The organism is Vagococcus vulneris, assembly GCF_003950515.1.
In the GTDB taxonomy this organism is placed as follows: Bacteria; Bacillota; Bacilli; order Lactobacillales; family Vagococcaceae; genus Vagococcus; species Vagococcus vulneris.
On the sequence record NZ_NGJS01000011.1, the window covers coordinates 1 to 23,400 of the forward strand.

Genomic DNA, 23,400 nt, shown 5'->3' on the forward strand with positions numbered 1-23,400 from the left:
TGAAACAGGAGATTGATGTTTTAAAAAAATACAAGGAGTTGGAAAGGATGTGGAAAAAGAAGTATTCTTAAATTTAGTTGATTCTTATAAAGGAAAACTATCTATAACATGGTTATGTAACTATTTTAGGGTAGCTAGGAGTACTTACTATCGTTGGTCTAAGAAGAAATATGTTGACGATAATCGAATTAAAATGATTCAGCAGCTGTGTAAAGAAAACAAGTTTACTTATGGCTATCGAAAAATCACTTTTTTACTTCGCAAAAAGATAAAAGTTAATCATAAAGTTGTTCAGCGTATTATGCAAAAATATGGATGGAATTGTAAGGTGAAAATAAAGAAAGCAAAACGTCCTGGTTCTATTAATTTTAAAATCTCTAACGTGATTGATAGAGACTTCAGTTCAAGTAAGCCACTAGAAAAACTTACAACAGATATTACTTATCTTGATTATGGTCCTAAAAGACTATATCTTTCTAGTATTATGGATTTATTTAATGGAGAAATACTTTCTTATACAATAAGTGAAAAACAAGACATTGCTTGTGTTTTGGATACCTTAAATCAATTACCTATTCTCTCTGATAAGTGTGTGCTTCATTCTGATCAAGGTTCTGTTTATACCTCATACGCTTATTATCAAGCAACAAAAGAAAAGAGCATTACCAGAAGTATGTCCCGAAAAGGGACCCCTGCAGATAATGCTCCAATAGAATCGTTTCACTCCATCCTAAAGGCTGAAACGTTCTCGCTTGGAAGCTCTACAACTAGTGTAATTGAAACTGTACAAAATTTCATCAACTATTATAATAAAGAAAAAATTCAACAAAAATACGATTACTTATCTCCGATTGATTATCGGAAAAAAGTAATCGCATAGGTGTTTTTATTACTGTCTCATTTTAGCGGTTCAGTCCCGGTAGCGGTTTTTTTATATACTCGCCACTAATTTTATTAGCAATATCTAATGAGTACTATCATATGATTCAAATCAAGATATGACTATTACTAATGACTATCCCTTAACTACAAGACGCTCATCATTTTTGTCATAATTACAAGCTCAATAGACAATAATATGAAAATACGAATAAAATAAGCTTTATAAAAAAACAACCTGTCTACTTAACAAGTTGTGATTTAACCACTATTAACTCACTATCTTCTAAGGACTTTAGACTATGATCTCCATTCGATTCCATTCTAACAATAATTCCTAGTTAAATTATCTCTTGAAATTTGTCACCATAAAAGATAATTTTCCCATTTAACGGCACAACGACTATAGTATAAGGTGGAATAATGACAGGAATTTCTTTAGCGACCTCTATCACAAGTTTAGCTACCATTTGTTTTTCTGATTGGAAAAGATATCCAATTTTACCAGTACCTTAATACTCTTCCATTATCACTAACCTACTTTCTTTAATTGAGAATGATTTTCCGTTCTAACTCTTTCTTTATTGTCCACATGTCAACTATTTTAATAATTCAAGTTATAAAAAAAGAAGCCCAATAAAATGGACTTCTCAATGTTCTTTGTTAATAAGTTATTAACGGCGAACTTCTTTAATTCTAGCTGCTTTACCATGTAATGCGCGTGTAGATTTATCATCTTAATTAGTTATTTAATGAGTTGCTAAAGATATATTATTAAAGTTTTTACGTTGCATTCATTAGTTATTAATCATTCAATGATTCTTTAATAATTAATGTTTTTTGCCCCTTTTTTGCCCCCTTTCAAAAAGTGTTCTATTACTTTTTTTAAATGTGTACAGCAGTTCATTCAAATCACAAAAAATAAGCCTAATCCGAAACGGACTAGGCTTATTGATTACTCTACATTACTATGCTTTACTCTACTTTTACTCTATACTCGTTTAACGTGTGACTTAGCTAACGTGACTACCGTTCCAGTTAAACCGGCAACATAAGCATGCGTTGTTCCTGCTGGAGTAACTTGAATGTTCCGAACAGGGAATCTAGTACCTTTTTTCAATAGCACAGTTTTATCAACATTTTTCCAGTCTGGATAGTACGTTTGTAAATCTTGCAACGCTTCAAAGTAACTGCCTTCTGAATAATAATCGTCTCTAACTTTCACTGTACTCCCTCCTCCTGATACTCCATTAGCTACATCTTTAGCGAATTGTTGACGGCTAACACCCATCTTAGCTAGATATCCGAATGGGTCCGTGTGGTCACCACCAAAATTGTAGCTACACCATTCATGAGATTTAACTCCTTTAGTCCATTTACCGCTTGCGTCTAACTGCTTAGGAATACCAAACTGATTACATAAGTCTCTGATTAGCTCGATGTAGATTGCGTAGTTCTTCTTAAATAGATTCTTATCAAGCGTATGTTGCAACTCAATTTGTGCCGGTGCGTATGGATTGGCATCTAATGCTCCCCAGCTAACATAACCAGGTTCACCGATTAAATATACCTTACCATCACCAACAATGTGAGTTGTGTAAGCATTACGCCAAGCTCGTTTCATATATGTTGCTTCATTTTCGCCTGTAGCGCGACTGTTTGCCGTCTCGTGGCAGATGATGAAGTAATTCTGTGCTTTACGACTATCTCCTTCGTTAGCTGCTAACATAAATCGTTTGTCTACTGAATATCCCATAATATTACCTCCTGAAATTTAATAAAAAAATAGCCCTCAGTTTGAGGACTAGGTTTTATTTATTTTGTTCGTATCCTTGCTTCATGCCGATTACTGCAGCTTCGATTAAGCTATCTAATTCAACATCAGTAATTGGAATCTGTTGCTCGTTCAACATCTGAACCGCTCGTATTTTGGCTTTGTCATATCGAACTTGTCCATCTTCCACTTTGTAGATTTGTTCAGCTGCATTGACTGCAATCTTAACAGTATCTTGTTTTGTCTTCAGTAAGTCCAACATTCCTTTCTGTTTAAAATAGGCTGTTGTCTTTGCACTTAACACTGTCACTGCTCCTGTAATTAATATAGCTAACAAGTTAATCACTGCATCTTGTAATCCGTTCATATACATCACTCCTTTAATTTCTTTCTAGTTTTTTTAGTCGCGCTTCAGTCTGTTCGTTATGAACTTCTACTCTGACCAATCGCTCTCTAATTTCTTTATTTTCAATCCTAATTTCTTTTGTATCGCTAGCAATATTTTTGACGTTATCACTGATATTTTTTAAATCAGACTTTAAATTGGTCATGTTGGCAGTCTCTTCTGACGTATCTTTTTTCAATGCTTTCCATAGTCCAATAATTGTTGCAAACATCCCAATCACTCCGAATAGAACGGCATATTCGATTTTTAACATAATCACTTCTCCTTTCTTCAGAATTAATTGATAGCAGCATCGCCACCTTTCAGGGCAAAATAAAAACAACTACTTGTGTGTAGTTGTTAAATTAATGTTATTTATTAATTAGTGTCTCTTTATTAAATTTTTGACTTGATATTGAAAGAATACAAATCAATGTAATGAATCGCGTTGCAAACAAATCAATTCTAGCATCCCTTTTCAAAATATAACCCCTTTCTATTTATTAGGATACAAGAATATGTCTTTTATAGCAATGTTATTTTAATCGAATCTTAGCTCCAAAATGACGACAAACTGCATTGGCTGTAGTGTTAGACGAAGGCAACATCATTAAATGCAAAGCGTCCTTAAATGTAATAATATCGCCAGATTGAAACGCTGGACCACTACCTCTAGCGATATCGACCTGCTTGATCTCAATTATCTCAGACATATCAGTTGATACATCTAATGCCGTCAAAGCTGTCAATACTTTAGTAGTCGACGCTGGTCTTAATTTCTGGTCAGGATTTTTGAATGATTTAGGCAGTGTTTTAATGTTGTTGAATAATTGGTAATTAGAATCTAGTTTAGTTCCCCAAGTCGATGTACATAGAACGCTAGTATCTTCGCCTTTGCTATTCTTTATTGAGTCTGCCAGTTGCTTAAACACCATAAATCGATCACCAACAGTTCCTAGCAAGCTACCAAAGTAAATATCTCCGTTTTCTTTGTCTTGTACGAATAAAACTAAACAATTTATATCATCATTAGTCCCTGTTTTACCGCCTAAAATGGTGTAAGATTTTTCTAATTCGGCGCTTTGAACGGTTGATACGATAGACATTTCCCTTTTGTTAGCTCCAATAATGTCAAACGTATATTTTTTTACTCCCCACGCTTTCAGTAAATCAGGATAGTTTAGTGTATCTTTTAACACTAAAGACATATCATGAGCAGTTGACTTATGGTTATCGTCTTCTAAGCCCGATGGGTTAGTGAATGTACTGTTAGCCATGCCTAATAATTTAGCTTTTCTGTTCATTGCTGTAATAAAATTTTTGGTTGCTGTTTGGTTATCCACTTCATATTTTGATTGGCTTTCGTCTTTTTTTGTAAAGATTATCCTGTCTAAATAATCTTTTGACGGAATATTATTGCCAAATGTTTCAGTTAAATTTATCATTTGAATGTTTTTAACATATCCATCTAAGTCAGCGCTTATAAAGCTACCAGCAAAAAGTTTGATATTAGTGTTTGGCGATTTTGTTAAATCAATGATACGAGATACTTTTTCAAATTCGTTAGTTACTTTAGTTGTAGCGATTGAAATATCTGTTTTCATATCCAGTGTTTCAAATTTTAAGCCTAAAAATCCTTTAATAAATCTATCGCATTTAACTTCGCAACTAACATAATATTTTTTATTAGCTAACGCTAAAGTTTGCAGAAATTGAGAGGACCCACTCGAAAACGCTTTGACCATATTTATGCCTTCAACAGTCACTATCTCTGGTGTACCGGCATTTTTAACCCAATAATCAGTCCCGTTTAATTCGCTATTTTGAACTTCATTTTTGGCTGATAAAAAGACGGGTGCTTGATTTAATGATTTGATATCTTGTCTGATAGTGCCTAACAATTGAATGTCCTCAAAAGTCATCGCATCTAACTGACTTTTAGATAAACCTGTATCAGTCATGTTAACTAAAACTGGATAGCTAATATGCCCACTTAGGTTGGCTTGACTAAATGCTCCCACGATTAAATTTGCTTTAGATTCTCCAATGTTAACAAACGTTGTACTCTTAATTTCCGTACCAACAGAATTCCTGGAAAGGTTGATTGAATTATTACTTAAAACCATTTCAATTCCTAACTGTCCACTGGTGTATTTGCTGATTGTTAAATTTGAACGAAGGTAATACTCTTTGTTTTTTTCTAGCTGAATAATGTATTTCAAGTAAGCAGACTTAGTTCCATTTATTTCTAAACGATACCCTTCACTTAGTTTAGAGCGCTGAGGTATTTCAGTAGTATCTACCTCATAAACATTAGTCAAAAATCTCCCTTTAAACAGTGGATTAGGAAACAAATTTTTACTTCCTTCTTTAGAAGTGGTTTTCTCAATGAAATCTAGCTTGTCTGGCAGATCAACAAACTCATTCCCAACGATACTATTTCTAGCGTTTTTTGTTTCCAAAGAACTAATATTGTTAGCTGCTGAATCACTTTTAAAAGTTGCTTCAAATAATTTTGAATATTTAACGATATGGTTTTTTGATGTTAATCTAAAAGCCATCCGAATGTATTTGCTGTTTTTAACAGCATTTTTTAGCTCTTCATTACTAGTTTGAGTCCCAAATTTTAAAACGTTTAAATCATCATCATAAATCGCGTAGTTGAAATTATTATTACTTACAAGACCCATACCTTCCTCAAATATATTGAAATTGCTCAGCAATTCAAATTCTTCATGATTTTCAACTTTACCCGTTTCGATATTAATATTTAATTTTTCAATGACTTTCGATTCATCAAATAAGTTTTCAGAAGTTAAAAAATCTAATTTGTTAATCGTAACGCTATTATCTTTGATAACAGGGTTTAACTTTGCATCTTCAGCCTTTTCTTCTGCTGATTTAACTCGCTCATCGACATCTTCTTTAGTTGTTTTTAAATCTTCAGTTAATTGAGTTGCAGTACCCTTAACTTCATCGACTCCTTCATACAACTCTTTATAATTTTCATTGTGTGCATCTTGACTCTTTCGATTCCAGTTGCTTCCTATAATTTTCCTTGCCATTTACTTATCACTCCCCTTTTACAAATTCACATAACTCCATGACATTCCACCATTTCCTGTGTCTTTTAGATCATAAACAACAGATTTACCTTTTAAGGCATTAGCTATGTCGATTGCTTTGACGACATCAGTAAAAGACCAAACTGTACTATTGTACATAAAATATAAATAGCCAGTTCCAAATAGGATGCCGACACGACCATCATCTGTCACTAAAGACGGATACGGACTGCCATTGTAATTAACAGTGTCAAAACTTAGCAAACGCCCACTGCTTCCTCTCATGCCGATGTCACCGTTCATGTAAAGAGGTAAATCTGTGTAGATACCTTTTCTTCCAGCATATTTTCCTCGTGGATCAACTGTCAGCATAGACCAATAAGGTTCTTCTGCGTTCGTTTTCGTTTGCAAAGTCATGTAGTCACCTTCCATGCCTAAACTCAAAGCTAATCCGACGACATCCAAATTATCAGACTTCGCTGTCTCGCCAATACCACCAATAAATCGTTTTCCATTGTAAAAACTATGACCGTCAGCATTGATAGTCGCTGTTAACTGATGTTTGCTATCATAGAAATCAAATCTATCACCAAAAATTTCTATATTATCTGAATACTTATTAAATCCGACTTGAACCCAATTAGCTTCCAATGCATCGACTTTAATCGTGTTCGCAATAATCACATCGCCATAGATACCACGACCTGTAATCGCACTTTTGAATGTCTTGCCGCCGTCATCTGACACTCCCAATCCGGCAGCATTAAAAATTACTAGCTGATTCGGGTCTTTCTTATTAATTGCTAGTATACTTCCATTCTCATCAACCTTAAGCTGTGTTTGAACGTTTTTAAGTATCTTAGTCACTATCTGTATCTCATTTGACATAGCGCTAAATGGCAACTTAGTTTTACCGGCTAGAATATCGTTAATCGTGTTAACTGCATTGCTTAACTTACCGTTATACCGATCAACGATTCCTTGACTTCCAAAAGTAAACTGTAAATCTAAAATATTTCCTCGCCAATCATACTTGATAGAACGTTTAACAACTCTGACTTGTTCTTCAAGTTGAATCCGTTCATCTATTAGCCATACGGTATCACCTAGATTAGTCACTGCGTAAGGGTAGTTCTTCTTTCTTAAATCAACTAAGTCAGCTGTAACAGATATCTTGATAGAATTATCAACCAGTGCTTTTAAATTTCTATCCATTGTGTCAGCATGTTTGATTGTCCCATTTTTAATAGGTGGTCCTTCACGCTTACCAATAATTTTAGCTAAGGGACTGGTATACTCTCGTATGAGTTTGGCTTTTTGCCATCCTGTTTCTCCCTCGTCTTCAAAGTCACCATATCCACGTTCAAAGGTATAAAACTCTTGTCCGTCCACTTCATGGCTGATGTTACTAGCATTCAAACGATATCGGTACATGACATCTTTATCAGTTCCAATTTTTTCTCGAATAGTTACCACTTTACCAGTGAATGTAAACTCTGCTTTAATCCGTTCTAATACTTTTTGAAACATGGCTAAGCAGGTTTCACCGTCACCGTACCCTTGAACACGGATATTATTCCAAGAGCCAACTAACGTATAATCATAGTCTGTTGGTTCAAAAACTGCTTCAAATAATTGTGCGACAGAATATGAACCATCAAAACGTTGGTAAATTCGTGTCGAATCCATGATATCGTAAAGTTTAGGAATCGCACGTATTGTTTTAAATTGATTATTACCAAATCCTTGTTTTTTACAATAAACGATTCGATAAACTTCATCGTCATCATCTACCAATTCCCAGAACTCACTTAACTCTTCGATGAACACTGAGTTAGGTTTATTGGCCACGATATCCATGGCAATACTTATATTTCCATTAATTTCATCATCTACAGTGTATGTAGACATGAGTGGATATTCTTTACCTTCTATACTTCTAACGTACATCTACACTACATACCTCCTATCGATACAAGAAATTAAAATCAAAACTAGCATTAGCTGATGTCGCACCTTCTAATTCAATTTGATTCCAACCAGGTACCAAACTAATAAATTTTTTTGATGTATCTTTTGTTGAGTTTAGCGAATTACAAGTTATTACTGGTCCATCAAATTGCCAAGTTTCACTACTTAACGGTTTTCGGTTGATATCTATTCGACTGTTATTAGTTCGATTAGCTAGGCTTACTCTGTCGCTTGTCGCTTGAATGCTACTCATGATTATTTTTAAATAACTTTCAAATGGGTGTATTTCAACATTACCGGCGTTGAACACTCGGAATGTTTTACCAGTAAAGCTATATTTCAATTCAGAATCATCTACTGTTTCAAGACCCATGCCATAAGACCAACTGTCGTCGTTAAATAAGCCTTTAACTTGAATAGTTTGAGTTGTAGCAACTGATATACCATAAGGAAGTTCAACCGTTTCAAACTTCATAACACCTTGACCCAATTTATAGGTCTGATCTACTTCAATCACATCTTTTAATCTGACTTGATATTGTTTACCTGAAAATAATTCATTACCAGTTCCGTTATCTCGCATTTCTCTTATCCAAAATGCTTGATTACCGGTTACTTTATCAAATATTTCATCACGAATTAGCCCCACATCATAAATATATTTAGGATAAAAATAAAACGGAACAGTGATACTTCGTTTAGTATCATCTGCTCCGAAATCTAATGTTCTGTTATTTCCTTCAATGCGTTTAGAATAAACTTCTTTATCAATAGATGAGACTAGAAAATCCTGAACAATCACATCTATTTCACTTAATTTAAAGGAATTATTTATCATGACATCCATTATCTAGCCTCCTATCTAAATATTTTTACCGAGTCATCCAAAGCATTTTCAGTATTCACATATGTTCTCAACCAATCAGCATCACCTTCATTTTGAATGTAGATATTTACTGGCTGCTTTGTTTCTTTCTTATCAGAATAATCAAATATTTGCATATTGCTATTCCGTTTAGCTGATTCTTTAGCATATTTCATACTTGCATCATGTGGTATCACTTGACTTCCAGAAGGTAGTAGAACCATTTCTCCACGACCACCTTCATTCATTCGAGCGAAACCGCCTTGCCAATTAGTCGTCCCCGATTGAAGATAGCTAATTTCACCAATTGATACTCCAGGTATTTTATTAATAATACCAATTGCAGAATTGACACCGCCAATGACACCATTTACAACGCTTTTTACGCTACTTACCAAAGAATCGACTGCTGAAGATATGCCGTCGAACACACCACCTACAAATCCTGTAAGTCCTGACCAAGCGTTTTGGATGCCACTAAACACATTAGAAATAACACTGCCTACTTTATTCATAATATCTGATACAATTCCAAATACCTTATTAAATACAGATGAAAATACAGCAGATATAGTTGCTACTATAGTTCCAATAGTATTAAAAACCGTCCCTGTTATTTCAGTAACACGATTCCATACACCTACAATAATTGTAAACACTGTATTAAAAATACCTGCTATTGTTTGGACGATTGGTTGAATAGCACTAACAATCGCAGTTATAATTCCAGCAATAAAAGCGACAATAGGCGATATAATGGCCATAACATTTGAGATTATTGCTCCAACAATGGCAATTATCGGATTTAAAGCTGCGATTACTGCAGTAACAACACTAATTACCACATTAACAATACTTCCTATGATTGGAAGCATGGCTTGGATAATGGTGACAATTGCTTGGATAATAGCGATTAGAGCTGGTGCTATAGCTGTTACAACATTCATTATTACTGTTATTATTGTTTGAATCACTGGAATTAGAGCACTAACCAACTGAGCGATTAAAGGCATTATTTGAGCTAAAACTTGCATGAACGATTGCGCTAAGGAAACAATAATTGGAACTAATTGATTAAACAAGCCCAAAATAATTGGTAAAACTTGCGATAAAGTAGACATAAATAATTGACCTACCTGCATAACAACTGGAAGTAACGTTTGAAATGCCGTCATAACTAACGGAATAGCTGAGCTTGCTAATTGCATAATAGCACCACCAATTGTACTAAATGTCTGAACTAACATTGGCCCTAGTTGTTGTGCTAATGCTACTATTTGTGGTCCAAACAATCTAAATGCACCTATTAGTATCTTAATGACTGGGTTAATACCCATAATAGCCATAATTATTGATGTAATCACTCCGCCAGTTCCACTAGTACTAGCTTGAAACTTACTTCCTAATTCACTAGCAAACGATTGAATACTTGGTATTATCGCTTGAATAATTCCACCAATCGTTTGAAATACAGGTTGTAGATATTGCATAACAGATTGAAATGCAGTGCCAATGCCACTTAATGCCGTTTGAACAATTGGAATAGCTGCTTGAATACCGGCTGATAACATTGGACCTACTTTAGACCCAAAAGCTTGCAAAGCTGGCATGACTTGTTGAGCAAACCCTTGAACTGTTGCCACAACACTTTGAAAAGCGTTAGTTACTGTATTTCTGAAAGATTCGCTCTTAATCATTGCACCACCAAACGCTACGCCTAACCCGACAATAGCGGCTACCACTAAACCAATTGGACTAATTAGGAACCCTAATCCACTAATTACTGCACCAAGTCCCGCTCCTAATGTTCCTAAAACAATTAGCAAAGGACCTATCGCAGCTGCTAAAGCAACTACAGTAGCAATTGTTGACTTAGTCCCATCTGACATATTATTGAATTTATCTAATAATCCCCCAACTGTTTGTGCTAATTGAGATAAAGCTGGCGTCTGAGTACCTAAAATAGATTTAACCAGCGCATCCCCACTACCCATCATTGTTTCAATGGAAGCTCCTAGAGTCTTTTGCATTTCACTAGCCATTTTCCCGGCATCGCTACTATCTTTTATAGCTTGACTCATTTTGTCATATCCGTCGGCACCTTCAGCGAGTAACATCCCCATACCACTAGCCGATTCAGTACCAAAAATAGTAGCTAATGCTGCTTGTTGTTGTGCCGGAGTGTAGTTCTTCAATGACGTTCCTAATTCATCTATAATACTTCGCATGTCTTTGAAATTACCACTTGAATCAATAGCAGAAAAGCCTAGTTCATTCATAAGTTTAGTGGCTGCATCAGTTGGAGCTGCTAATCTTTGAAAGGCCATACGCATAGTTGTACCAACTTGACTGGCTTCAAGACCCTTATTCATCATAATACCTGATGCAGTTGCTAATTGATCCATGCCAATACCTAAGTTATGGGCAGCAGGCGCTGCGTATTTGAATACTGTCCCCATATCCCCAACTCCGGCAGCCGAAGCGTTTGCTGCTCCAGTAAGTAAGTCTGCCACGTTTGAAGCATCTTTAGCTTCTAAACCAAATCCATTAATCGCAGCGGACACTGTATCAGATACGATTGCTAAATCCTCACCACTAGCAGCTGCAGAGGATAAAACACCAGGCATCATATCAATAATTTGAGTTGTATTGTAACCCTTAGCTGCCATTTCTAACATTGCATCAGACACCTGTTGAGCATCTACCGGAAATTGTGCTGCCATTTCTAAAGATGCTTTCTTCAAGTTATCAATATTATTCCTAGAACCATCAGCAACTAATGCGGCTTTGTTTATTGATTGTTCAAAGCTAGCCGTAGATTTAACTGCCTTTAAGAAAGGAGCAGTGATTCCAGCTGTCAATCCCGCTCCAACTGCTGCTGTTTTAGCACTAAAATTAGTAATACTTTGACCTGTAGATGACACTTTACTTGAAAGCTCATCCATTTTACTTTTAGCACCATCAATCATTTTATTAAAACTAGAGCCATCACCAGTAATTCGAGCGCTTAATGTATAATCAGCCATTAATCACCCTCCCTTCTTGGCTTCATTAAGCCATTAGCTTTATAAATTTGTTTAACCCAATCTTTTCCGTCTCTTTCTTCAACTTCCAAGACAACTGACATGGCATTTTCATTAAATTCAATATCAGCTTTTGCTTGTTTTTTCTTGAATAGCTCTTGAAACTTAGCGTTTTTCTTACGCATCGCATTACTAACTGCATTGAACACAGCGTCACGTAGATATGTCGCATCATTGATCGTTTTTCGCTCATACTCCTTACGTATGAACGCTTTTTCCGTTTCAGTTAATGCCATATAATCTGATTTCGTGTAACCAAAATTGACCACAAAAAAAGCCAAATCAATGTCATCTTGATAAGGCTTTGCTAACTTATATTTTTTTGTGGATTCTGGCGACATATCTGGACTACTTTCCCAATACTCATAATCAATGAGTTCTAACGGAATAAAAAACCTGCATCCTCTTGAAGTTTCTCCACGATCATATTATTAACTGTAATTGCACCATTTTCGTTAATAAATGGTTCAAACATTGCAGTAGCTTTAGATTGAGGAACAACTTTTAAATCATTAGCCGTCACTAATCCAAATGAGAACAATGATTCCATCAGTTGAATTGGTAAGATTCCGTTATTTTGCACCACTTCAGCACTAATGCTTTTTTTGGTAACCATTTCAATTGTTTTGATTTTTTGTAAATTATAACGCAGTTCATACACTGTTCCATTTACTTCAAATTGGCCTGTTTCTAACCCTGTTTCTTCTATCATTATTTAGCCCCTTCTGGTAGTTTATTTGCTTCTTCTTTTCCTTCTAAATCAACTAAAGCACCCATGCCATCGAGCTTAATAGAATAAGTCATTGCATCATCGAATGGTGCTTCAAATGAATAGTCTGTTACGATTGCTAAGCCACCAAACATGCCCTTTTTATCTTTCATATTTAATACTTTGATACATACTGGATCATCACCATCAAAATATTTGGATAACTCTTTATGTGACTCATCACCTGACACATACAGTCCATCGTTATCGATTGACCACTCTTTCATGCCACCGATTTTAGATTTCCATCCCCCTTGAGTATCTTTTGAGGTGATTTCAATTGAGTCTTTAGAGCGATTAATCGTTAACCCTTGTTGTCCGGCAATCGCCAATAATTTATCACCTGTTGAATTAAAAATTGCTAAAATAATATCTTTTCCAGCTATCGCTTTAGCTGCTGAAGCAGTGAAATCGCAATATAAGTTATTTTCAAAAGCTGTTGCTGCTTGTACACCTGTTTCTTTATTTTCTCCTGCCATCTTGTTTCCTCCTAAAATTTAGTTTTATAACCATATAGAATCTGTAACGAGTACCCAATAATCGTATGTCTTACATCGTCTTCATCTTTTAATATCTGTTGAACACCAAGTGGTCGTTGAATTAACAACTCGTATCCTTCTGGTAAGCTAACTTCTACAGTCATTGCTTCTTCAATTGATTGTATTAAGTCAAAAATTGGAACTGAGCTTTCAGAACCCTCTGCCCACCCATGAATGAAAAGCTGATAGTCTTCTTTCCACATTGTTTTTGACGGTACAGTTGTCTGCCCAACAATTTCAACATGAATAAAAGGTAATTCGGTGTCTTTTGGAAAATGATCGTACACATCATAGTCTGTATGTTGTCTCAGCACATCTAAGACACCTGCTAATACATCAACAAAAGATAATTTTTTAATCAAGGTATCACTTCCTTAACTCTTCTTGTAAATCCTTTTTATATGTTTCTCTCTGCGCATCCACATTTCGTTTTAAATAATATTGTCCAGGAACAAAGCCACCATTACGTGTCCTATGCCCATACTCGACGTGTGGTGCGTATTCTTTTAAATAGCCAACTTCATCGCCACGATAAGATAAAGATTGTAATAATTCGCTTGTATCGTACGGTGTACCACCATCACTCGGTACTGCTCCATCGCGATAGTATTGTTGACGACCACGTTTATAGATATCTCTAAGCTGTTTTTCCTGAACCTTTTTTAAATCAAATTGAGATTTCTGTTCTAACTTCTTTTCTAAAGCTTCAGTGCCGAATAAAGTAAGTTTCATTCAATCACTTCCCATAAGCTTTTAAATAAACAACTCGCCACCGTTCATCATCTTCGCCTTTGATTTCTTCAATCTCAAAACGATTGCCGTTTAACTCCAAATAAAAAGCCTTCTGCAATGTTTTAGTAGAAAGCGTTGCAATAACCTTTTGAAGTTTTTTTGTAACAATACGACTGTCTAAAGCTATTTCATCAGCAGTCCAAGTAGACTTTCTACCTTCACCAGTTTCAAATAGCTTGATTTCAGTAATATCATTACCAAGCCTATCTTTTTCACCAGTTTTTATTTTCTCGAATAAAGCAATCTCATATAATCTCATTTGAACACAATCTTTCCTGATAAATTATTGAGTTCTTCAGCCTTTTTACGCTTATAATTCTGAAATTCTCTATCAAATTGGCTTAAAATATTATTAATAAATTTAACACTAAAGACATCAGCTTTTTCTTGTTCAATGCCTTCATAATATTTTCTACGATACATCGCTAAAACGACATCAACTATGATTGAGTTAAATTCGATTGGTAAGTCGTTAATTCCTGTATAGAGCTTGATTCTGTCTAGCGCTGTTGTTAAATATTCATCGAGTAACTCATCCGAGATTTTAGACTCTCGGACTTTTACTCTTTTTTTTATGTCTTCATGAGTACTCACTTGATCACCTACTATTCATTAGGTTTGTTTTCCTTTTTTTCTTCTGGTTTTGGTTCTTCAATAGTAGTTTCTACTACTCCGTTTAAAACTTCAGTGAACAGTTGAATTCCTTCTAATGCTACTGTTTCAACTGTTAAGTTGTTTAGAGTAGTACCATGCGTCACACCAATTAAACCTGATTGTTCAGTCGTTAAATTAAACGTACGAGCCATTTCAGAAGATGACACATCTTTATTGGCTAACACAATGTTATTAACTGCTGTTGTGTACACTTTACCTTCTGGGATGCTGTCAAACACAACTACTGTTTGATTTAGAAATCCCGTTAATAAGGTAAAACCATAATCGGTTGATGCACCTGATTGGATAGGTGCTTCACCTAGATACTTAGCAACATCCATTGGATTGATGAATGAAATCATTGGTACATTTCCACGGAAATACTTTTTAGCTTCTCCCCAACCTAATGACAAAGCACTTTGTAAACCAGTCGCTTTTTGTTTAGTTGGTGCAGTTCCTAGGTAAGTAAAGAATTGATTTTTAATAGCATCTTGAACTTCTTCCAAAATTTCACGGTCAGTTTCATTTACTGCCATATCATATCCATGACGATCAATTGCTTCAGCAGTTACAACTTTACGATATTTATGCAACGGCACGACAAATTCCCGGTCTTTCTTACGTTCAACTTTTGATAATGGAATCGTTTCACCTTCGCCTACGGCATTATTAGCAGCCATTGTCCGAACCCACTTGTATGTTTGGACTTTTTCATCTTTAGTTAAAGTCATACGACGGGTCACACCTAAAACCTGTAATAATTCATCGATTGAATAACCAAATAAGTTTACAAAATCGATTGATTTAATTTCTCCTAAACCATCAGTTGTCACAATGTCTTTTTCAGCGAATTGCTGTAAGTTCATCTTTAGTAAATTTTCTTTTTTCATGTTGTTCCTCCTATTTAAATAAATGTATGTTTTCTTCGATTAATTTTTGACGCTTGGTTGTATCTTTGATAGCCATGATTTCTTCTTTAGTAACTTCTTTATGACTACCAGGTGTTAGATTTAATTTCGGTGCTTTACCTGACAAAGCAATCTTGACACCTTCTTCAACCTTACGTTGTAACAATGACGAGAATGCTTCAACAGCTTGTTTCGTATCTTCTGCAGTATCTCTAACCACAAATGCTAGTACTTCATCATCTGCATTGATAGATTGTTCTGACAGCATTTTAGACGCCTCTTTAGACATGCTGTTTAGTGAGTTTTTGCGACGTTCTTCTTCAAGTTGTCGCTTAATACTCTCTAGCTCGTATTGTCTTTTTTCTTCAGCGTTCATCTTAGCTAGTTTTTCAGCTTCTTCCTTCTCTTTCTGCCAACGACTGTGTTTCGACTTAATGATTTTGTCTACATCGTCATCAGTCTTAAAGTTGAATTTTGCTTTTAATTCTGCAACCTGTTCGTCTGATAAATTTTCAATATCAATTTTAGGCGTTTCAACTGCTTCTTCTTCTGTGGTAGTTTCCGGATTATCGCCACCATCAGAACCAGTGTCAGCACTAAATAATTGTAAATTCATCTTAAATAATTTGTTTTTCATGATAATCTTTCCTTTCCATATCTTTTAAAGTGAATAAATGCTTGCACTTTCCATAGCTTTTATAACGTCTTCAATGCTTGGACAAAATAAAAAAGCCTAGTAATTTCTTAGATTTTGATTTCTGTATTGAGTAAGAGGCGGACCGTCAATCCTTCCAACAAATTCAAATGGTTCTTTCGGATTAATATCTATTGTTAAGTCTCTATACAACTCTTTCAGTAATTCATCTTTATAACGAATTACTTTGCATTTTTGAATCGGGTCCCAAACCTCAATTGTTTCTCTAGCTATTGGTTGGGATATATTTACTCCCGATTTACACGTTAATGGTTTAAAAGGGTTACACTCCATTCCTGCGCCTCCTACTTTTAAAAAGCCTAGTGACTAGACTTTTAGATTTGTTTTGCAAAGCCAGCAATATTATCGATTACAAACATTGCTTGACGTTTTACTTGTGTTGACACTCCAAAATATTTAAACGAAACTACTCCGGATTCAGTCTTGAATTCCTCTACTTGATTAAATAAAGCTGTTCCACCATTTTTAAAATAAATTACTATTGTCATATCACTTACCTCTTTCTAATTTTAATTAAAATAAAAAAGCAGTCGTTAGACTACTCTTCCGGAACTATGCCTGACCGACAAAACGAATGCATTGGCGGTGCGTTAAGCCCTGGTTGATAGTTCTTAAACTCGAATACTTCATCGTTCAAACCTCGACATGTTACTGATGTTCTACCATCAATAATAGCTATAAACCGATATTTCTTGACACCACTTTCCATAAACGCATGAGCATTAGCAGAATTAAGCATGTAAGATGATTCTGTCCATACTAACCGCTTAGCATAAAAAGCACCTGTATCAGTTTTTTTAGCTAAGTCTTTTAGCATTTCATCATAAGTTTTACCTGTCGCTAAGCCGTCTCTAAATGTGGTGTTGAACCATAATCTCAACCGGTCCTTGTTTTCCCAAATCCTGTCTGAGAAATTCTTATCATCGAACCATTTTGCATTTAACGTTTGATTTAAGAGTTTTTTATCAACATTAAAAAAAGCATCGGAATTTTCCAAATGCTTCATTGTTGCTTTGTATCCATAATCATATGAGCTTGCTAAATAATCGGCCATTTGGTTTTCTTCAACGATGCCTAATTCAGCTATTCTGATTCGTGTCGACATCTGAAGGCCTTCTAATCGATTCAACTTATAAATGCTATTTCTAATCGGTAGTAGTCTCTTATATTTCGGATTATTCTCAACAAACGTGTCAAAGTTCTTGAAAATCGCATTTCGTTCTTTTTCATTTAAATATTGCATCATGTCTCGATATGCTAACACATCTTCTTTAGCGTACTTTTGGTAGTAATAAGAAATATGCTTTTCAATATCAATCAGCAACTTGTCATATTCTCTAGCCAATGCATCACTAAACTTTTTATCACGTTTATCAAGACCCGCCATAGTTTCTTGTTGGCGTTTAATCCAATAACTACTCGTTTGGACGTTCTTCTTGCTCATCTTCTTCAACTACTTCCTGTACTCTTGAAAATGGATCATCAATAACACCACTCATTTCTTCTTGCATACGTTTAGCAACTTCTTGCGGGTCATTAATTGTTGAAATCATTGCTATTCTATCAACAAGTGGCAATAGACCTGCTGCTGCTTGGGCTGCTTGAATTTCTGATAATACATCCCTTGGAATGTTCCGGTGAAAAGTGAAATCTAAGTTAAACCATTCATCACGTTGAGCAGTTGGGACATTCGTTGGTAATTGGAATATCATTTTAAAGCGTTGGTTCATACTACTAACGAATTTACGCTCTCTAACTAATGCTAGGTTTTCCATTTCTTGCAATTTAAAGCTAAGCCCTACTCCTGAAGCATTTCCAAAGGATTCACTGTTTAGATTAGTGACCATTGCCATTTGATAGATCAGTTTCTCTACGCGGTCTAATAAATGTTCTTGGGAAGTATCGCCATCTGGCTTTTCTAAAAATTTAACGATGATATTTTTAATTTCTGTTGCATTATCTGTTCCAAAGAAATTAATAATTCGATTATCTCTAATTTTAGCTGATGAGTCATCGTCCAATTCCACACCTAAAATCGCTAAGTAAGCATCTGCAAAATAATCGACATCGTTTGACTTTTCTGACAAGGCTTTATTAAAGCCATTAATTAACGATATAACTGGTTCAAACAATCCGATACGCTCATCATTATTAATGTATTCAACAACCGGTACATCACCATAGAAATGTGGGACTTCTTCGTTGAAATCATAACCATCCTTACCTTCAGAAAAATAAATAACTCTATCACGAGCGTATATCTCACCAACTGTTTTATCATCAGAGTTTAAATAGTATCTGACAGCAAATAATCTACGTTGCAGCATGGTATTGTCATAAACAATAAACATATCTAATGGGTTATTGTAAGTGATGCAAGTATTAGCTTCTTCGTCTTGAAAAATTAACTCGTATGACCTACCAAATATACTGACGTATTTAGATAGTGTTGAATTATTATCATCTTGATCATTACGTTTCAAAATATTATTAACCAAATTTGATACATTATCATTTGGGTGACTAGTACTCACTCTTTTTCCCATGAAGTAACCGTTGAATGTTTCAACAATATAGCTAGCAAAGTTAGAAACTAAACGATTGTCCGGCTTGTATTTTTCTTTTGCATCAGCTTCAACAATTTCATGTTTACCTCGATACATTTTATAAAGCATTTGATACCGCGGTAGCTCTTGCTCATGTAGTTTAATGTACTGACTTAGTACATCGCTATTCATTTCTAATTCTGGATCTGCTGTCATAATTTGTGGTGGTTCATAAAAAATAGGTTTTGCCATTATATACCTCCTTTAAACATTTTGACTTTAACTTTAGTATGAGTTTTACCATTATAAGGCTCTAATGAATATCTAAGTGCATCAATGATATGGTTATTTTTATCTTCAGGTTTATTTAACCAGTTACCTTCTTTATCACGGTCATAACAGTAAGTATTAAACTCTTCTACTGTTTTTTCGCAAAGAGGATGAATATACATTTTTAAACCTTGCATAAAATCTATACCAGCTAATATACTGTCTTTCCCTTTTCTAGCTGCTTCAATGCGACTAACACCTTTATTCTTTAACTCAGCTATCACAATAGATGAAGCACTATCTGCTATTATTTTAGCTTTCATTAAATCTCTTTTTTCAATTTCACTTACAATATCTGACGATAGTAAGCCCGTCTTATAAAGTTCTCCATATATCCATAGTTCTTTTTTATTTTCATCATATATTGATGATGGTAAGGTAGTCGGATCATGAGAAAATCCGAAGTCCATACCGTGGACGGTCAAGCCAATTTCTTGTATTTTTCTATGTATATCAAACTCTCTAACCTCAAAGTTCTCAAACACAAGTCCTTCTGTTATTCCCCAATCACCATCACATACCACTCTGGCACGTCTTGGGTTAGTTTCGTATAAATCTAAGTACCTGGATACATCTTGTTCATCTAACCACTCGTTATCTCTGAAAGTGGTCGTATCCGAAAAGACATGTTTCTTTTTAGTATCATCATCAAAAAAAAGACGCTTAAGCCAATGTCTTTCAGACCACGGGTTAAACGTTACAGTTATTTGTTTGTAAAAATTTGGGTCTTCATAAGAACCACGTATTGATTCAACAACAGTTTCAAACTTTTCTGGTGTTTCAATTTGATAGGCTTCTTCAAACCACGCCCAACAAAGCATCCCTGTATCGACTGCTATAGACGTTACCTTTAACTCATCATCTAGTCCTCTAAACAATATCTTTTGACCAGTTGCTTTTACAGTTATCTCTGGCAGTGACTCATTAAACTTAAAATAATCGTATACACCCAACTTACTAGCTGCCCATTTAAAATCAGTGTACGTTGATTGCTTGTTGGTGTTTGAATATCGACGGACAACTAAAATGTTAGCCCATGAATATTTTAAAATGTCATGTACAAACGTTAATGCTGCTGTTTTAGACTTCTTGCTACCACGAGATCCTTTTACAACTCGATAGAATTCCTTCGTATGGAAGAAACGATTATAACCCTTACCTAACATTTGACTGATAGATATTTTAGTTTCAGTCATCGTCATCAAGTGGAACGTCATCCACAAAGGTAACAGATTTAATATCCATTTCTTTCTTATCGGTGAACAATGCATAACGTTTACCAATGTCGACAGCTGCTGCTCGTCTTGTTTGAACGCTTGGTTGCAACTCAACAACTTTTTGATGTCCATCCCCGTCCAATAAAGCAACAGGTTCTCTTACTTCGCCACGCATTACACTTGTTAAAAATTCCATAACCTCTTGGGCATCAGCAGTGCGTTCATTCTTGATTTCCTCAAGCCGTTCATCTATATAAGCCTTGACGTTAACGTCAGTTAACAACCTACTTGCTGCTGCCTTAGCTGTTGTATCTTTTTTTATATGAGGGTAAGCGACTTTATAAGCTCTTGTACCATTCATATCAATCAGCCATTCATCAGCAAATCTTTTATGCTTTTCGTTAGTTATCACATCATTCACCTTCTTTCTTTTCGCATAATAAAAACGCATAACATGATTGCTATGCGTTGAATAATTTATTTTTTATAATCAAATTTAACAATTTCTTCTTTCACTCCTTCTTGTATATCTGCCCTTTGATATAGAAAAAGTGCTAAAAATTCTTCTTTGGATTTTTTGCTAAATATACCTAATCCCCTTAGATTAATATTTAACTTTTCACTATAGGGAGAAAACAACGCGTTCCAAAGTATTAAATTATATCCTTCTTTAGTTATTTTAATCCTTATTAATTCTATAATAAATTTTAAATCTGCTTCATTTAAATAATGGTTATCTTTATACTTATTTACTTCTGTTAACAATAAATTTAATGTTCTTAAATAATCACCCGTTGAAGCGTCTTCGTCATTAACTTGTTTAGTTGCAATACTCCAGACTTTTTTAAACGATTTATAATCTGGTATTGACGGTGACTTTAGACCATATTGTATATCATTAAATATTTCAGGTTCGGGGAATACGTGACCTGCTATACCTCCCAGCTCATATAAACTTATGGTATCTTTTATTTCTTTTTTCTCAAGCTCAGTTAAAAGCATATTCATTTTACTATATAAATTATCGTAATTATCTTTATAATCTTTTTGCTTTTTCTCTTCTTTATCTTGTCTCATTTGTTTAATTATATACCAGAATGCACCTACTGTTCCTATTGCACTAAGCCAATCAGGAACACTTCCCCAACTTAAATTCATACTAATGATTGCTAGAATGATGCCTATAATAATCCCTATGATAGCTACCACGATATGCTCCTTACTTTTTTATTGCTCTAATTATAACACAAAAACCCTACCAATAAAGATAGGGTAAAGGAGATGTAAATTTTGATAGCAATTAATTAATCTGCGGACTACCGAAATTTATCACACTAATATCATAACCTCGATATATCAATATTTACATACCATAAATGAGTATACATTTATGATACATTTCAAAATAAGCGTAATTGTTTATCTTGATTTATTTTATTTGAGTAGTAGTCTATTTCATTCAACTTGTTTTCTCTCTCACATCGTCTACTTTCATAATCATCGACAAACTTCAAAATGCTTCTGATATCACTATGCTTCTTTCTAATATAAGAGGCACTATAGCCAGTAACCTCAGCAATTTCTTCAAGAGTTAAATTATCAACATATTTTAACCTTACTATTTCATTATCAATACCTGAAAAAGAGTTTATTAGTTTAGTTAATTCACTCTTCTGACCTTCTAATCTTAAAATTTCTCTCTTTATTCTTTCAATATTTATCTCCAGACTAGCCGAACGAGAATTTTTATCTATTTTTACTTTAGATAGATCTCCTTCTATCCATCGATTTAATTCTAATTGTGATTTATTGAGATTCCATTTCAAGTATAACAATTGTTCATCAAGTTCTTGATAATCTTTTAACCACTGAAACCTCATGGATTAACACCTAGCTTTCTTCCCAATCTTCAACCAAATCAATTGTACTAACCCCCAAAGACTGTGCAATTCTTTGTAACGATCTTATACTACACCCGTTAGTTGTTTTCTTCCGTAACATATTTTGAATAGTAGCACTTCCCACATCAACTTCTAACATCTTTTTACTTACATTATTTTGTTCCATATAGCGATTCATATTATCTACAACAACATCAATAATGTAACGTTCACCCTTTGGAATCACTTTTACCACCTCATTTTTTAATTACAACTAAATAACTATCTTCTAAATAATTTAGAAACATTAACATTTGACTTATTACTAGCGGATGGTTGTCATATTTTTGGCACATATATCCAATTGACTGAATGACCCACTCCCAATAAGTATCGGACTGATTAGTATGTTGTCCCACCATTTGATTATTAGCTTCCATCCACTTAATAACATCTTGATAAAAAGAATGAAAGTCCACAAAACTCACAACCTTTCTATCTGAATAAAAATTCCAGGTATTTCTGCATAAAATTTTTGAATTAACTCACTGGCCACCAACTGATCATCCTTCCAAAATCCTAAATCAGTCATGCAATCTTTCAATAATTTATTAAGATTGTCAGTATCCGGTTTAGTAATCTTATACTCACCATCACTATGCTTACCAGTAATTGGGAATAACCATTTTACAGTGAGATGTATTCCCTTCTCAATTTTATGTTCTGGAACATGCTGTCCGAGATGAGCCATTAATTTAGAACGTGCTGCTTTTAAATCAGTTGGTTCATAAAATATCGGCTTACCATTTTTGACTGTTACTTTCTTTTGCTGGTGAGTTGTTGTTGGAGGTTTCATCGGCATAAAAAATCTAATCACTCTTACCACTCTTTTCTTGTTATTTAATTCGATTTTTTTATTTTTCATTTTTTTCTGTCACCTCTAAATAATTGTTCTCTGTTTCCCTTTTGTGATAGCTAACTACTGGTAGTAGCTATCACAAGGGACAGGAACACTGCAGTGACAAGGT

At 34.6% G+C, this 23,400-nt stretch carries 29 protein-coding genes; 1 reads left to right on the forward strand and 28 read right to left on the reverse strand.

Features of this window, described 5'->3' with window-relative positions:
* Nucleotides 1-28 precede the first annotated feature (28 nt).
* Nucleotides 29-880, forward strand: a complete 852-nt coding sequence (locus CBF37_RS08015) for an IS3 family transposase (protein WP_276309147.1) — start codon at nt 29-31, stop codon at nt 878-880.
* Between the two features lie 340 nt (nt 881-1,220).
* On the opposite strand, the gene CBF37_RS11865 is transcribed toward CBF37_RS08015, so the two are convergent.
* The 28 genes from CBF37_RS11865 to CBF37_RS08150 all read right to left on the reverse strand — a co-directional run bounded on the left by CBF37_RS11865 (nt 1,221) and on the right by CBF37_RS08150 (nt 23,249).
* On the reverse strand, nt 1,221-1,349 hold the full coding sequence (locus tag CBF37_RS11865; RefSeq protein WP_276309145.1) for a hypothetical protein: 129 nt from the start codon (nt 1,347-1,349) through the stop codon (nt 1,221-1,223).
* A gap of 521 nt (nt 1,350-1,870) precedes the next feature.
* Nucleotides 1,871-2,635 carry an N-acetylmuramoyl-L-alanine amidase gene (locus CBF37_RS08025; RefSeq protein WP_125984232.1) on the reverse strand — a complete coding sequence of 255 codons (765 nt, stop codon included), beginning with the start codon at nt 2,633-2,635 and terminating at the stop codon, nt 1,871-1,873.
* Between the two features lie 55 nt (nt 2,636-2,690).
* On the reverse strand, nt 2,691-3,020 hold the full coding sequence (locus CBF37_RS08030; RefSeq protein WP_165866669.1) for a phage holin, LLH family: 330 nt from the start codon (nt 3,018-3,020) through the stop codon (nt 2,691-2,693).
* Nucleotides 3,021-3,033: 13 nt separating this feature from the next.
* Nucleotides 3,034-3,312, reverse strand: coding sequence for a hypothetical protein (locus CBF37_RS08035; protein WP_125984234.1), 279 nt, complete (start codon nt 3,310-3,312; stop codon nt 3,034-3,036).
* 262 nt (nt 3,313-3,574) lie between these two features.
* Nucleotides 3,575-6,103 (reverse strand): serine hydrolase, encoded by a 2,529-nt coding sequence (locus tag CBF37_RS08040; protein ID WP_125984235.1) that lies wholly within the window; start codon nt 6,101-6,103, stop codon nt 3,575-3,577.
* Nucleotides 6,104-6,121: 18 nt separating this feature from the next.
* Nucleotides 6,122-8,053, reverse strand: a complete 1,932-nt coding sequence (locus CBF37_RS08045) for a phage tail protein (protein ID WP_125984236.1) — start codon at nt 8,051-8,053, stop codon at nt 6,122-6,124.
* 16 nt (nt 8,054-8,069) lie between these two features.
* Complete coding sequence (locus CBF37_RS08050) at nt 8,070-8,921, reverse strand: phage tail family protein (RefSeq protein ID WP_125984237.1); 852 nt, start codon at nt 8,919-8,921, stop codon at nt 8,070-8,072.
* A gap of 11 nt (nt 8,922-8,932) precedes the next feature.
* Nucleotides 8,933-11,965: a phage tail tape measure protein gene (locus CBF37_RS08055; protein WP_125984238.1), complete on the reverse strand. Its 3,033-nt coding sequence runs from the start codon at nt 11,963-11,965 to the stop codon at nt 8,933-8,935.
* Nucleotides 11,965-12,363 (reverse strand): phenylalanine racemase, encoded by a 399-nt coding sequence (locus CBF37_RS08060; protein WP_240626690.1) that lies wholly within the window; start codon nt 12,361-12,363, stop codon nt 11,965-11,967. Before CBF37_RS08060 ends, CBF37_RS08055 begins: the two co-directional genes overlap by 1 nt.
* 38 nt (nt 12,364-12,401) lie before the next feature.
* Nucleotides 12,402-12,734 (reverse strand): segregation and condensation protein B, encoded by a 333-nt coding sequence (locus CBF37_RS08065; RefSeq protein WP_125984239.1) that lies wholly within the window; start codon nt 12,732-12,734, stop codon nt 12,402-12,404.
* Entirely contained in the window at nt 12,734-13,270 is a 537-nt protein-coding gene (locus tag CBF37_RS08070) for a phage major tail protein, TP901-1 family (RefSeq protein WP_125984240.1), read from the reverse strand. Before CBF37_RS08070 ends, CBF37_RS08065 begins: the two co-directional genes overlap by 1 nt.
* Before the next feature lie 11 nt (nt 13,271-13,281).
* The gene (locus CBF37_RS08075; protein WP_125984241.1) at nt 13,282-13,692 is read right to left on the reverse strand and encodes a DUF5072 family protein; all 411 of its coding nucleotides are present in this window, start codon (nt 13,690-13,692) and stop codon (nt 13,282-13,284) included.
* Between the two features lie 4 nt (nt 13,693-13,696).
* Nucleotides 13,697-14,062: a hypothetical protein gene (locus CBF37_RS08080; RefSeq protein WP_240626691.1), complete on the reverse strand. Its 366-nt coding sequence runs from the start codon at nt 14,060-14,062 to the stop codon at nt 13,697-13,699.
* 4 nt (nt 14,063-14,066) lie between these two features.
* Nucleotides 14,067-14,381, reverse strand: coding sequence for a hypothetical protein (locus tag CBF37_RS08085; RefSeq protein ID WP_125984242.1), 315 nt, complete (start codon nt 14,379-14,381; stop codon nt 14,067-14,069).
* Nucleotides 14,378-14,716, reverse strand: a complete 339-nt coding sequence (locus tag CBF37_RS08090) for a phage head-tail connector protein (protein ID WP_125984243.1) — start codon at nt 14,714-14,716, stop codon at nt 14,378-14,380. Before CBF37_RS08090 ends, CBF37_RS08085 begins: the two co-directional genes overlap by 4 nt.
* A gap of 11 nt (nt 14,717-14,727) precedes the next feature.
* Complete coding sequence (locus CBF37_RS08095; protein ID WP_125984244.1) at nt 14,728-15,666, reverse strand: hypothetical protein; 939 nt, start codon at nt 15,664-15,666, stop codon at nt 14,728-14,730.
* Nucleotides 15,667-15,676: 10 nt separating this feature from the next.
* Nucleotides 15,677-16,321: a DUF4355 domain-containing protein gene (locus tag CBF37_RS08100; protein WP_125984245.1), complete on the reverse strand. Its 645-nt coding sequence runs from the start codon at nt 16,319-16,321 to the stop codon at nt 15,677-15,679.
* A gap of 96 nt (nt 16,322-16,417) precedes the next feature.
* Nucleotides 16,418-16,672, reverse strand: a complete 255-nt coding sequence (locus CBF37_RS08105; protein ID WP_125984246.1) for a hypothetical protein — start codon at nt 16,670-16,672, stop codon at nt 16,418-16,420.
* Between the two features lie 41 nt (nt 16,673-16,713).
* Nucleotides 16,714-16,887: a hypothetical protein gene (locus tag CBF37_RS11650; RefSeq protein WP_165866670.1), complete on the reverse strand. Its 174-nt coding sequence runs from the start codon at nt 16,885-16,887 to the stop codon at nt 16,714-16,716.
* Nucleotides 16,888-16,937: 50 nt separating this feature from the next.
* The gene (locus CBF37_RS08110) at nt 16,938-17,843 is read right to left on the reverse strand and encodes a minor capsid protein (protein ID WP_125984247.1); all 906 of its coding nucleotides are present in this window, start codon (nt 17,841-17,843) and stop codon (nt 16,938-16,940) included.
* Complete coding sequence (locus tag CBF37_RS08115; RefSeq protein WP_125984248.1) at nt 17,815-19,197, reverse strand: phage portal protein; 1,383 nt, start codon at nt 19,195-19,197, stop codon at nt 17,815-17,817. Before CBF37_RS08115 ends, CBF37_RS08110 begins: the two co-directional genes overlap by 29 nt.
* Nucleotides 19,197-20,471, reverse strand: a complete 1,275-nt coding sequence (locus CBF37_RS08120; protein WP_125984302.1) for a PBSX family phage terminase large subunit — start codon at nt 20,469-20,471, stop codon at nt 19,197-19,199. Before CBF37_RS08120 ends, CBF37_RS08115 begins: the two co-directional genes overlap by 1 nt.
* Complete coding sequence (locus CBF37_RS08125; protein WP_125984249.1) at nt 20,464-20,904, reverse strand: terminase small subunit; 441 nt, start codon at nt 20,902-20,904, stop codon at nt 20,464-20,466. The genes CBF37_RS08120 and CBF37_RS08125 overlap by 8 nt, the downstream gene beginning before the upstream one ends.
* Before the next feature lie 65 nt (nt 20,905-20,969).
* Nucleotides 20,970-21,701, reverse strand: a complete 732-nt coding sequence (locus CBF37_RS08130; protein ID WP_125984250.1) for a hypothetical protein — start codon at nt 21,699-21,701, stop codon at nt 20,970-20,972.
* A 191-nt stretch (nt 21,702-21,892) separates the two neighbouring features.
* Complete coding sequence (locus CBF37_RS08135) at nt 21,893-22,372, reverse strand: RNA polymerase sigma factor sigma-70 region 4 domain-containing protein (protein ID WP_125984251.1); 480 nt, start codon at nt 22,370-22,372, stop codon at nt 21,893-21,895.
* 10 nt (nt 22,373-22,382) lie between these two features.
* Nucleotides 22,383-22,619 carry a hypothetical protein gene (locus CBF37_RS08140; RefSeq protein WP_125984252.1) on the reverse strand — a complete coding sequence of 79 codons (237 nt, stop codon included), beginning with the start codon at nt 22,617-22,619 and terminating at the stop codon, nt 22,383-22,385.
* A 10-nt stretch (nt 22,620-22,629) separates the two neighbouring features.
* Nucleotides 22,630-22,860: a hypothetical protein gene (locus CBF37_RS08145; RefSeq protein ID WP_165866671.1), complete on the reverse strand. Its 231-nt coding sequence runs from the start codon at nt 22,858-22,860 to the stop codon at nt 22,630-22,632.
* Nucleotides 22,857-23,249, reverse strand: a complete 393-nt coding sequence (locus tag CBF37_RS08150) for a RusA family crossover junction endodeoxyribonuclease (RefSeq protein WP_206168053.1) — start codon at nt 23,247-23,249, stop codon at nt 22,857-22,859. The genes CBF37_RS08145 and CBF37_RS08150 overlap by 4 nt, the downstream gene beginning before the upstream one ends.
* Between the last annotated feature and the right edge of the window lie 151 nt (nt 23,250-23,400).